This is a genomic window from Paraglaciecola chathamensis S18K6 (assembly GCA_000314955.1).
Taxonomy (GTDB): Bacteria; Pseudomonadota; Gammaproteobacteria; order Enterobacterales; family Alteromonadaceae; genus Paraglaciecola; species Paraglaciecola chathamensis.
This window is the reverse complement of record BAEM01000063.1, coordinates 79955-92852: the sequence shown is the minus strand read 5'-3', so window position 1 is coordinate 92852 and position 12898 is coordinate 79955. Positions and strand designations below refer to the sequence as shown.

At 41.4% G+C, this 12898-nt stretch carries 6 protein-coding genes; 3 read left to right on the top strand and 3 right to left on the bottom strand.

Annotated elements, in window-relative coordinates; translation table 11 throughout:
- The first annotated feature begins 106 nt into the window (after positions 1-106).
- Positions 107-3415 (top strand): glycosyl hydrolase, encoded by a 3309-nt coding sequence (locus tag GCHA_RS21995; RefSeq protein WP_007992290.1) that lies wholly within the window; start codon positions 107-109, stop codon positions 3413-3415.
- 211 nt (positions 3416-3626) lie between these two features.
- Here the strand turns inward: GCHA_RS21995 and GCHA_RS21990 are convergent, their stop codons facing one another.
- On the bottom strand, positions 3627-4904 hold the full coding sequence (locus GCHA_RS21990) for a type II toxin-antitoxin system HipA family toxin (RefSeq protein ID WP_007992288.1): 1278 nt from the start codon (positions 4902-4904) through the stop codon (positions 3627-3629).
- Complete coding sequence (locus GCHA_RS21985; protein ID WP_007992286.1) at positions 4901-5224, bottom strand: helix-turn-helix transcriptional regulator; 324 nt, start codon at positions 5222-5224, stop codon at positions 4901-4903. The genes GCHA_RS21990 and GCHA_RS21985 overlap by 4 nt, the downstream gene beginning before the upstream one ends.
- 821 nt (positions 5225-6045) lie before the next feature.
- On the opposite strand from GCHA_RS21985, the gene GCHA_RS21980 reads away from it, so the two are divergent.
- The gene (locus GCHA_RS21980) at positions 6046-6663 is read left to right on the top strand and encodes a hypothetical protein (protein ID WP_007992284.1); all 618 of its coding nucleotides are present in this window, start codon (positions 6046-6048) and stop codon (positions 6661-6663) included.
- 115 nt (positions 6664-6778) lie between these two features.
- On the opposite strand, the gene GCHA_RS21975 is transcribed toward GCHA_RS21980, so the two are convergent.
- Positions 6779-7750, bottom strand: coding sequence for a tyrosine-type recombinase/integrase (locus GCHA_RS21975; protein ID WP_007992282.1), 972 nt, complete (start codon positions 7748-7750; stop codon positions 6779-6781).
- A gap of 758 nt (positions 7751-8508) precedes the next feature.
- On the opposite strand from GCHA_RS21975, the gene GCHA_RS21970 reads away from it, so the two are divergent.
- Positions 8509-11754 (top strand): TonB-dependent receptor, encoded by a 3246-nt coding sequence (locus GCHA_RS21970; protein ID WP_318249032.1) that lies wholly within the window; start codon positions 8509-8511, stop codon positions 11752-11754.
- The last annotated feature ends 1144 nt before the right edge of the window (positions 11755-12898 follow it).

The following is a 12898-nucleotide window of genomic DNA, read 5'->3' as shown; positions in this document are numbered from 1 at the left end:
GTTGGTTTCACATTGCTGTTTGTTTTAAGTCACCTTCACTTTAAAAACAAAAGGTGGTGATATATATTCGCTCACATGTAATCACTATGTTACAAAAGTAATCAATATGAATCAAAGTCAATTTGCTGAAACGCTAAATCGTATCATCAGCGTCGCTTGTAAAATGTCATTAGTCATCCTTCTATTCGGACGCTTAGCTACCGCAGACTCCCTGTCTGAACAAGCATTTAAAGAGCCTGAAAAGGGCTTTCTACCTAAAACTTGGATGCACGCAATGAATGGTAATCTCAGTAAAGATGGCTTTACCGAGGATTTCACGGCACTGGGTGATGCAGGGATAGGGGGCGCCATATTTTTCCATGTTCATCGACGAAACGTACCTTACTCTTCAAAGGGGCCAGTCAGGTTTGGTACAGAAGAATTCTACGAGCATCTTGTGCATGCTGCTGCGCAAGCTGTCAAAAACAGCGTGGAGTTTGGTATTCATAATTCAGATGGCTGGACATCGAGTGGCGGGCCTTGGATAACGCCTGAATTGTCCATGAAGCGAATAACCTGGTCTGAAATTGCTGTAAGTGGTGGTAAAAGTTTAACGCCACCTCAGCCGGGTTACGCTGAGGGCTTTTATGAGGATGTTGCTGTAATCGCCTTACCTCAGAATAGGTTCAATGCAAACAACGCCTTTGCCAATGCGAAGCTAAGTGCATCTGATTCTACGCTGGCGGTGGCAGCATTGAAGGATAAGGATTGGGATACGGAGCTCGAATTTGTTAAAAATGACCACGACGAATATTGGATCCAAATCGAGCTTGAAACCGCTGCGTCGCTACGTAGCTTACAGATAGAAACGCCCAACCGGCATGGGGATGCTTCGCTACAGGTATCTGATGATGGTATCAACTTTACCACCGTAGTTGAAAAACTTCGCAGGCCAAGAACGGGCGCTAGAATGTGGACGTTCAGTCCTCAGCTCATCAGTAAGGAGCAGGATGGATTTAGGGCAAAGTACTTTCGAATTGTATTTACTCAACCTATTGCACTTAAACGCTTCGACTTGTGGTCGATACCTCGAATTGATAATTGGCTTTCAATGAATGCAATGGAGCGCGGCAGGCTTAGCATGGCACCTTCAATATCGCAGGATGCGATTATTAGCGCCGATGATGTCATGGTGCTAAATAAAGGTGAGTTACCCGTAGAAGGTATACAAGTGCCAAGTGGAAACTGGCGTATTCTGCGATTTGGCTATACCAGTACTGGGGCTTTTAATGTGCCCGCTACAGTAGAAGGAGAAGGTTTAGAGGTAGATAAGTTTGACCCTGATGCTTTGCGGTATCACTTTGAACAGTACGTAGGGAAACTGGTTAAGAAAGTACAGGCCCAAGGCATACAATCACTAAAAACAACTGAGATTGATAGCTATGAAGTAGGAGGCCAAAACTGGACACAGAATATTGATAAGTCGTTTAAAGCGAAGTTTGGTTACGATCTTATTCCATGGTTACCCTTATTGACAGGCCGCGTTATCGAATCCGCTGAACATACAGGCGCTATTTTACAAGAATTTCGCCAACACCTTTCTGATCTTATGGTTCAGAATTATTTTGGTGAGTTTACTCGGATATCAAATGAATATGGGCTGGAGTCGTACATTGAACCCTATGGTTGGGGGCCTTTTGATGAATTAGCCGCTGGTGGCCAAGCTGACCGCCTTATGGGGGAATTCTGGGTACGTGAGCAAGAATACAATGGGCGTATTATGGCGGCTATCTCATCGGCCCACATATACGGAAAGAAAGTGGTATCTGCTGAGTCATTTACGTCTATTAATACTGTAAATTGGTATGGCCACCCATATTTCTATAAGCATTATGGCGACGAAATGTGGGCAAGAGGCATAAATGAAACCATGTTCCACCGCTTTGCGCATCAACCCAACAACTTTGTAAAGCCGGGCATGACAATGGACTCGATTGGGTCGCATATTGATAGAACCCAAACATGGTGGGGTAATGGCGGAAAAGCATGGTTTAAGTATTTGGCACGAGGCTCATATTTGCTCCAGCAAGGCGTTCCTGATGCCGATTTTCTCGTTCACCTTGGGGATATGGCCCCGCTGCGTGTAGGTAATGCGAACAATACGTCTGTGCCGGATGGGTTTGGCTATGATTACACCAATACCGATGTGCTTATTAACCGTGTAAAAGTGGAAGACGGATACCTTGTGTTACCAGAAGGTACGCGTTATCGCGCATTGCATTTGTATAAAACCAAATATATGCACCTCAAAACGTTGAAGCGAATTAAAGAGCTGGTGGCCGAGGGGGCTACCGTAATAGGAGATAGACCACAGAAAGTTATTGGGTATAGTGAATGGGCTGAACAAAAAGACTTTGATCTCATCGTAAACGAACTGTGGGGGGAAGAGGCGCATAACGCTCCCCAAGTGCGACGTTATAAGAACGGATTAGTTAGTAGTTTTACACTTCAGAAAACCATAGCCCAATTAAACTATGAACCCGATTTAGTGATAGATGGAAAACCAGCCCAGTTCTTCGCGCACCGGCGCATAGGTGAAAATGACCTGTATTATTTTTATAACGATGACCCTGCCTTTAAGCAAGTTGAAGTGAGTTTACGAAGCGGCAGTGGTAAGCCAGAAATATGGAATGTAGATGATGGAAGCGTTGAAAAAATCACTCACTATACAAGAACGAATAAGCGCCTTAAAACCACCTTGCCTTTAGAGCCATTCGCGTCAAGGTTTATTGTAATACGCCGTGAAGGTCAAGCACCTGACTATGTGAATAAGCAGAGCACATTATTGCATGATTACTACGTTAACCAACATGACGTATCACTTGATTTAGACCAACCATGGGAAGTGGAGTTTAGCGAAGCACTGGCTGGGCCAGGCACGGTAACTTTTGATACACTGATAGATTGGAAAAATAGCCCGTTGTCGAGCGTTAAACACTATTCCGGTACAGCGAAATATACCAATCACTTTTTTATAGCGCCATCGAAAAGGACGAGTGACCAACCGCTTTATCTTGATTTAGGCGACGTTCAACAAATAGCTGAAGTGAGCGTTAACGGAGAGCATATTGCAACGCTTTGGAAGCCACCATTTGTGGTGGATATTAGCGAGGTTACTGAATCGGGAGAAAATACCCTTGAGATTGACGTGACTAATACCTGGGTGAACCGACTTATTGGTGATGAAGCCTTACCTGATACAAGTGGCTACTCAATGACGGGCGATACCGTGCCGTGGATTGTCGAGAATAGTCCCCCGCCCAAAAGCGAAAGAGTGACGTTTACCGGTTTTAATTTTTTTGAAAAACACCCCAAAGAGCTGCAGTCATCGGGGCTACTCGGGCCGGTTAAGATAATCAAAGCGAAGAAAAACTAGCAATTTGGGGTTAAAAATCTCAGTTATTAGTTGTATTCGTTATCTTTAGCAGCAGTAACACTACAAGTTTCAGTTTTGAATAGAATTGATGAAAACTGTTGTGATAACAACGCGCCTGTTGCTAACAGATAATCGCTTTCTCAGAATTAAGCCACGTATCTATTGATATCATACGTGGTGCACCTTAATTATTCGTTAACTGAGATAGCCTTTATTTTGAGGCTTCAATTTTGAAATCTTCCTGAAGCTTGCTCCAATGTGCTCTAAGTCCTTCTTTATGTATTTCGTCCATAGGTAGCGTTTTCAGTGCTTCAGGCCACAGCTCTCTTGCCTTGCTCATTGTGTCATCTAAGTGGGGCTTTATTGCTCTCCATGGGATACCTGATTTATCTGCCCACGTTCGAAAGTGTGCCATGGTGACGGTAAACCACTCTTTTGTCTTACTCAGATTGAGCGCGAATTGGGTTTCATTCTCGATATAGACACTGGTGGTTACGATATCGTATGCAGGAGAAAGTCGCGGCGTGACTTTGTCAGGATATAGGAAGCTCCAGTTTTTCAAATGCGCATCGCCATTGGCTAAGAGAATATTCACCAGTAAACGCCTTGCGAACTGTTGAGCGTCGGCCAGAGAATCTCCAGAAAAGTCATAAATGACTTTGCCAAGATTTTCATAATTTGCTGAGGTATATTTGTCGCGAGGATATTTCACCAGAATTTGCGCGAAGTCTTCCATATGGATGCGTTTATCATCAGCTCGGTCAAATCGCTTAATGGCAAAAGCTAGTTTCTCGTCAGGTAGGTTGATTTGTGGGAGGTTATCAAGCTTATTGAGTTCAACGAGTTTGATCTGCGGAATGTCTACGCCAACGAGTTCCGCTAATGACATGGCAGTGTATTCATTCAGTGGCACAAATTTGTGTTTAGTCGATGGTGTTTTGATAATCCAGTCGCCTAGTACATCACCCTTGGATAAGTTATAGCGTCCTTCCTTCTCCTTCATGGAAAACTTCATTTGCACGCCCGCCAAGGAAAACTTGTTTTCGTGAGTGACTTTATCAAATTTTACAGCTTTAGCTTTTCCGTGTGTGTTGAGCACATGATCGGGGACGTCTTCAGGTTCCATCGGTATGGCTTCGATAGCACCCGGTAAATCTGCACCTAGATATGAAAGTATGTGAAATTCATTATCGACATGTACCTTCAGGGATTGTGCAATCAGTTCACGCAATGAACCTTCTGGTAGCAAGTTTGACAGTACAGGATGCAAACGTTGATTTCTTGCCCATGGCTCGGCCATCAGCTTATTTGATAGTGGGAACTTAGGGTGAGTAATGAGGCTGAATGTTGGGCGCTCTGGATTGTTCTTAAAAGTATCGGCAATGCTCAATACATTGCGTCCATTCTTAAATCCTGCAAGATAGCCGATCAGTACGTCATGAATTGAGATCTGTAATACATTCACTTCATTATTTGCATCTGCGCTCATTCATTTTCTCCTAACATCCCTTGCCATGGATCATCAGTTAATGACTTGTTCTTTTCTTTAGCCGATTGGCTTGGTGTATTAGAGGCTTTTGATTCTTCGGCCAATACATTCAGCACTGCGTTTAACTTTTCTTGCGGTATGAGTAGCAATTCACTTTTAAGACCCTTAGCAATTAACTCGAGCGTATCCAGCCGAGGATTACCTTTTGATTCTAATCGTTGATATTGCTGGCGCGATATACCAATGCGCAGCATCATATCGTGCTGCTTGAGTTCCAGTGCGATACGGCGTTTTTTGATCTGTTCGAGTAATGAATTCATGATGAAACTCATATGTTGCTATTTACCAAAAAGAAATACCTTAGTTTCTTTATTTGATATTAGCAACATATAAATTGCCTTTTGACTGTATAGAGCTTTTGAATTGCATAAAGAAGTATATATGTTGCTTTTTAAGCGGCCTCTATTTACTTATATTAGGGTGAGTTAAATAGCAAAGGCCTTTAAACCCCTGGTAGGTTTCCCAATTTGCCACCAAAGATCTATAGATGACCAAAGCGCATTACTTAGCGCAAGGTGTACTACTCAACTGTGAATAATAGAGCTCACCTTTTACCTTGGTTTCTAAGTAAAAAGTGTCTAAAGAGTTAGAGGTAAACAAGTTTAAATAATAAATGTCGCGGCTAAGTTCTCAGTCACTAGGATTATAAAAGTAGTGGATACGGCACCATACCAGTTACGTTATAGCAAAAGCTCTTCCGCCGCACGCGGCGGGCCCGCGCGCTTCGCGCATGTTTAATAAAACGAGAGCGCTCCCAGTGAGAAGAGCACGTATTGCCCCACGGGTGTGTCAGCATTGTTGGGAGTGGTGTAAATGTGGTTGGGTAGGGAAATATTATTCACTTTTTATGTCACAATACATTTTGCAGTAGCTCAAGTGTTACAAACGTCTGGCTATTCTGGTTTGCAACTTGGTATGGTGCCGTATTCTAATTGCCTTAAGAAACCTTAGATTGTTTACTCATCAACCAACATTAACAACTCGCTAAAACGGAAAATCGAGTTTTGATAACCTTTCAATCCCAGTTATCATGCGTTACCAGATGCTATGTAAAATTAGATTGTTTTTATGGGGAGTCACTGTGCCACACCCAGGCCGTCAAAAAGATAAAACTGAAATTTATGCCTTTTGGAAGCAGTACGTTGAACACTATGATGTGATAAACAAGATTGCTGCCGTAGATGTAGTTGAAGGAGCAAATCTAAGCGCATTAGTTCTTTCTGGAGATTATGAAAAAGATGTAGTGGCATTAAGAGATGCACTTACTAAAGACGGGGCTCGCAGGGCTTTGTCACGCTTCAGTAAATGGGTTAGTCGTAAACGTTCTAAGTCAACGACCATAGTCCTCAAAGAAGAAACACTTGCTAGGCTCAGACAAGTCGCAATGCATACAGATTTCGATAAAGACGGCTACGATCTCATGTTCGAGTACATATTAGAGTCGCCTGAAGAATTTGAAGAAGCAAAAAAAGAAATTCGGAATATGCCTCTTGGCCTTGACGCTGACCAGAAGAATAAACTTTTCTTAAAATATCTCACCAAAGAGCATTACAATCTATACCGACAAGTTAAAACGCTGGTTGATCATGCTTACTTCTCAGGATGGCACGATAGCCGTAGGCGCCGAGGCAAACGCACGTATGAGCACTATGAGTCTGATTTGGCCGACTTTTGGAGCAGAACAGCCAGTAATGATTAGATCACTGGTCGGGCGATGTATAAAAAACAATATGCTCGGTTGTACAACACTAAAGCTAATTCAAATATCTATAATTGAGCTCCCCATTGGAGATTAGCTAATACGTTTTAAAGGTTTACCGAACCTTCGCCATCCCCGTTTTACTCGCCTGGTATTGCTGGCCGTAACGGATGGGCATGGCTTCTGACTTCCAGTGACCTGAGAGCACAATATCAGCCATTGGTACGCCAGCTTCCATCATAGTAAGCACGCCACCAGTTCGTGTACTGTGACACGTAAATGCCCCTTTGTTATCCAAAGCCATACCAACTGCATCGTATCGTTTTAGTAAAGCCTGGTATTGCATCGGCTCAGCTTGCACTGTTTGTTTTGGCGATAATTTTCTGAATAAAAACCCGTCGAATAAGTTAGCTTGTTCTATCCAACGCTTTAGTAAACCAGCTGTCTCATCCGAGATGTAGCCGTAGAATCCTTCACCCGATTGGTCAGTTTTTGATTTTGGTGTAAAAATGGTTTTAGCATCCCAATCGATGTGTTTTAACTCTATATCGACGATGTTAGACGCACGAAACAATGTGTCGAGAGCTACATTAATAAGAGCAGCGTCACGTAAACCCAATAATGTGGTTAGCTCTAAAGTACGATTAAGCTTTTGCACATCACCTAATTTAAGTGGCTTGGCTTGCTTCTGTGCAGCGGGTTTTTGCTTGAGTTGCCCAGACACAAATTTGGTAAAAAGCTTAGAATGCTTCCACGGATCAGGGAGCTCAGAAATACCTATGAAAAATCTGATCGAGGCTAATTTCCGCTTAATACTATGATGACCAAGTGGGCCTGAGATCATAAATTTGAGATACGCTTTGCAGCTTTCTTTAGTAACACGCCAATCACTTGCCATCGCCGGCATTCCATTTTCTCTGCAGAACGTGAGATATTGATCAAAATCTTGCTGATACGCTTTGCGTGTGTTTTTTGACATGGTTTGCCAAACATCATCACGCAGTTCAAGCAAATTGCTAATAACAGTTTGCTTATCGGCATCGTCGATCGCAAAGTCGTGTTTTGAAATAGTGATATTGGCGTTCATAACTTCATTATTACAGATAAGTGTAATTATCTATAATAATAGCTTTTCCAAATATTACAAGCTGGCCAGGCATATTTATGACTTGTCATAAAAATACATCTGAAATAAATACAAGCAAACCCAATCGAAAACTCAATAGATATTTAATATGACAGGTCATATAAAAAGACGTATTTGTATGTTGATTTTATGATGGTCTTAAAAAATATCACTGGGAGACAAAATCAGCCACTTAGTCAACACTGGTCATTTTCAATCGCATATTATTAAACCATTATCTTAATTAACTAAATGCATGTAGTTATCTGCGTGCGGTTATGGAAGCTGGTTCCACAATCGCTTCTTGATTGCAGTCGATTATGGATGTGTATTCGAATATCAAAGGTGGCAAAGGTATGTAGTTGATATTTACTAGCTGAAGGTTGCTGCAGATAGAGCGAACTCGCGCATATCATTGAAATAAAGCACGAAGTGAGCAACGTCTTGATTCTATTACAAAAGCGACCTTCTATGTGTGACGAGATAGCGTTAAGCCTATCTTAAACTTACGTTTTCTCTATTAATCACCACGTTTTTGCAAAGTATATAATAGGCACATCAACCAGCTATTTATTAAATTCCAGAATAATATGCAGAAAAGTAAGCTTTTCGCCTCTCATTTCTTCTTTAAAATCAATTTCAGCAATCAAAAGCAATCACGTGTAGACCTAGCAGAATGGATAAACTCATTATAAGTGATGACAAATGACTTGTTTTGATTGGATATTGAGGTTAACATAACTTTACAAATCGTTAACAACGATTCCTTAAGAACTGGCAAATTTGGAACACATAACAAAGAGACTGGGTCGATGAAAAATAGAAAATCAAATTTAAATCGGAAACTAATCGGTAATACAGCCGCATTATTGCTAACCGTAAGTTCCCCCTCATTACTGGCGCAGGAAGTTAATTCTGCTATCAATAATGCTCAGCAGAGCACTGAAAATAATGAACAACTCCAAGATGATGTAGAGGTTATTGAAGTTTCCGGAGTTAGAAGCTCTCTTGAAAACGCACTAAATGTTAAACGCCAAGCGCCTTCAATTGTAGATGCAATTTCTGCTACAGATATTGACGCCTTACCCGCACTGGACTTTGGTGAGGCATTACAAGCTTTACCTGGTGTGCAATTAGACCGTTCAAATGAGGGGCGTACTTCTGAAATTAGTTTGCGAGGCTTATCTGGTGGTTTCGTGAAAACAACTGCTTTTGGACAAAGCTTCGCAACGCCAAGTAGAAGTTCAGGCCCAACAGGCGGTACCAACCCATTCGCAGCGTTTGAAGCTGGTGTATTTGACGGAGTAACTCTTGTTAAATCTCCCACGGCGGATATGCAGGCCGGTGGTATGGCAGGTATTGTTGATAAACAATTACAACAAGCACTATCGAAAAAAGATGGAAAGTATAGCGTCAGTTTAGGTGGTCGTTATGAAGAACTTACAAGTAATTGGGATAAATCAGTCAAGATTTCAGCGTCTAAGCACTTAATCGAGGACGAGTTAGCCGTAGCATTTAAGTTTGCAGGTTCAGATCAAACTTTTCGTCGTGATTTAATCCAATTCAGTCAATATTCTTCGTTTGAAGAAACCACAAACGACGGACGTGTTGTTTCTGAAAGCATCGCTGCATATAAAGAGAAATATGGTTTAGCGCCCGACGCAAACGTACTAGGTGTTGCCAGCGGCCGTAATGTAAGTGAATACAGTGAAGGTGATCGTCACTCATTTACTGGTAACATTGAGTGGAAAGCGACTGACGATTTAAAATTGGGTGCTCATGTTTTATATACAAAACGTGATTTAGGCGAAGGCACCAAAGAAGATACCGCGTTTACGGCTGGGTTAAACCCAACCAGAAGTGACAGACATCATCGCCATGCGGGTTTTGAGCCCGACATGGAAACCGCCCCTTTCATTTACAAGCATGACGAAGATGGCAATCCTATTTATGCTGTTAGTCAAGCCAGTTTTACTGATGGTGCTTGGCTAGTTACTAACCGCAAAACAACTTTTTTAGAAACCTCTAAGGGCTTATTGTTGTATGGCGATTATGCAACCGATGATTGGGTTTTCGATAGTGTTGTTAGTTATTCTAAAGCTGAAAACGAGTTTCTAAACGTCGGCTTAGATTTTCGTCATATGGAACATCACAATGCTTCGGTTAACCATTTAGCCGCAGGAGCTGATTCTAGAGTAACCATTGATTCTGTTGGAACTGGCATTGACGGCACCTTAAATACTGGACAAGGCGCAATGGGCCAAATGGCAGTGTCGGCAACGGGTTGGGAAAACTTTAATTATGATAATTTAAATTGGTCAGCACCTTCAGTTGCCGGAGCAAGTGTCACTTCTATGGATCCCTCCAATGGTGGCGTTCGTATCGGTCATTACGTTGATGGCCGTGTTGATAACCCAACCCGTACCATGAAAGCCGCTGAATTTAATGCACAGCGGTATACCGAGTTTGCTTTGGGTGATGTGCTAACTATTGGCTCAATTAAATTCGGCGTACGCCATAGCATTGAAGATTTGCAAAATCGTGATCAAAAAATTGGTGTACCTGGTATAAATGTGGCGAACATCAATTCAATGTTCCTTAGTGACGACATTTTAACAGAGCAACAAACCGCATTTTTTGATGGCAAATTGCCCGGAACTTTTGATGTATCTAATGGTTGGTTAACATTAGATACACCTTATGTGACCAGTCAATTACAAGACGGAATGGCTGATTTAACTCAGGTAACAGAGGATAATCCAGTAGCTCTAACGTTTGCAGACCCTAGCGGCTTCTATGATCGATTAAATAATGGAACTCGATTACCACAATTTTATACAAATAATTTTGCCACTGAGCAAGCAATTACAGCTGCGTATATTATGGCAAGCTTCGAAGGTGAAATTGGCGACATAAGTTATCGTGGTAATGCAGGTGTTCGCCATGAGAAAACAACCAATGATTTTGACGGACGCTCTATTACGCAAGTAAATGGTGTGAGTATGCCTAGCGAATTCACCTATAGTAGTGATTACAGTAATACGTTGCCTTCAGTAAACTTGACTGTTGATCTCCATGAAGATTTTGTTGTACGAGCGTCATACTATCAATCGTTAGTCAGACCAAACTTAAGAAGCCAAAACCCTGCACTTAATGTTAATGAAGGAAATTCTTCTATTAACATTACATTACCTAAAGCGGACGTCAGCCCCTATACGGCTGATAACTATGATTTATCCTTTGAATGGTATAACCGTGAAGGTAGCGCTATTTCATTAGGTTTATTTAGGAAAAACATTACTGGATTGTTTGACATCTCTAGGGATTGCCCTGGCTTAGGTGAATATCCCTTCCTAGATGACCTGTATGGAGAATTTATTGGTGAAGATTCAGAGTTACCTGGAAACTGCCTCCAATCTACTGTGTTTATTAATCCCGATACAGGTGATGAGATAAATCGAACAGTGACAGTAAACCGTACTTTCAATGCAGATAACGAAATAAAGTTAACCGGTGCTGAATTTGCAGTGCAGCAAAAACTTGATTTCCTCCCCTATCCTTGGAATGGCTTAGGAGGAGTATTCAACTACACATATATTGACCAAGACGCGACTTTAGAAGGGGATAGTAAACTTTATAAAGTATCACCTAGTTCGTATAACCTAATTGGATATTGGGAAAATGACGGCATTAGCATTCGTCTAGCATACAACTGGCGTGACAAATTCGATGTTCAATATCCTGGCGGCTCCTATTACGGCACCGAAGATCGTACTGTTAAAGCAAGCGGTCGTTTAGATTTAGCATCAAGCTATAAAGTCAATAAAGACTTAAGACTTCACTTTAAAGCCTATAACTTAACGAATGAGCAAACCTACGAGTACTTTGGTGATGATGAAAGAGCAATAGCTCGTTTAGATTACACTGGTCGTATATACGAAGTAAGCTTAAATTATTCATTTTAATTGTGAAGCTTAGAACCTAGCGTCTGCTGTAAAAGCTACTCAGTTAAAGCTGAAGTAGTGGCGATATAAAGCTTAATCATGATCTTTGTTATGATTAAGCTTTTTCGTTTGTAATCTTGCCGAGTATCTCCCGTGACCTGAGCAAAGCTACATCCCTAGATAGTTTGCTACGCGTTAACGGCAGAATGGCAATAATGATTGCTCCTGTTACTTATGCAAAGCTCGGAGAATTAGAACAAAAACCTGTGTCACCTTCCCACAGTAACGTAGACACTTAACATACGTGTAAATATGTATTTTCATCTGGGGCACATATCCAAGGTGGCTGTCCAGTCGTGTTCGATTGTAAAACACTTCAATGTAATCAAACAAAACCGCTCTAACTTCACTTCGATTCACGTACTCTTTTCGTTTAATTCACTCAGTTTTAAAAGAATGAAAAAAACTTTCTGCAACAGCATTATCCAGACAATGACCTCTGCGACTCACGCTGGGTATCAGGTTATGTGTATTTAAAAAGTCTAAATAGTCGCCGCTGGCATGTTGACTGCTCTGATCACGATGTACAGTACCCCTGATACCACAGGTCGTCTCAATATCGCCATCAATCACGCTTTAATTACGATACCTGATTGTTGTCATGCTAGCTTATTTTAAGAAGACTATGATGTGATTACGCCCCCTAATCAAATCACCTTTTGATGTGAAAAACTAACTTTTATCTACCATTTTAGCCTTTGTGTAGACCGAAAAATCCAAAAAATCAGATAGAGTATCAAGCGTAACTGTGCAAGCTAATTAAAGTTTGAAACTATCGAAACCTGCACTTCAATCCGCACTAAAATGTGTGGTATTAATGTTTGAAACTGATTGGCATTAAACAGTGACAACTCATCAATCTAAATATGCGGTGTCTAGAGAGTCGGGGAGGATCAACCGTCTGCTTTTAGGTGTATTAGTGTGATTACCAAGGGATTGTGTCAGTCTAATTACCGAGCGGCTTTGTCGTTATGAGGATATCAGATAGGTGTTAAACTTGATATGGTTTATGCAAAACCGTTTAACTCCAAGTGAGCTGTATCCATTGCATTTCTTAGCTACATACGTCTCAAAAATGCAGACTATACTCATGGCTGAAAGTTAA

Excerpts from the sequence above, each read along its gene's own strand:
- GCHA_RS21995 (WP_007992290.1), top strand. The coding sequence starts at position 107 with ATGAATCAAAGTCAATTTGCTGAAACGCTAAATCGTATCATCAGCGTC.
- GCHA_RS21990 (WP_007992288.1), bottom strand. The coding sequence starts at position 4,904 with ATGAGCGCAGATGCAAATAATGAAGTGAATGTATTACAGATCTCAATT.
- GCHA_RS21985 (WP_007992286.1), bottom strand. The coding sequence starts at position 5,224 with ATGAATTCATTACTCGAACAGATCAAAAAACGCCGTATCGCACTGGAA.
- GCHA_RS21975 (WP_007992282.1), bottom strand. The coding sequence starts at position 7,750 with ATGAACGCCAATATCACTATTTCAAAACACGACTTTGCGATCGACGAT.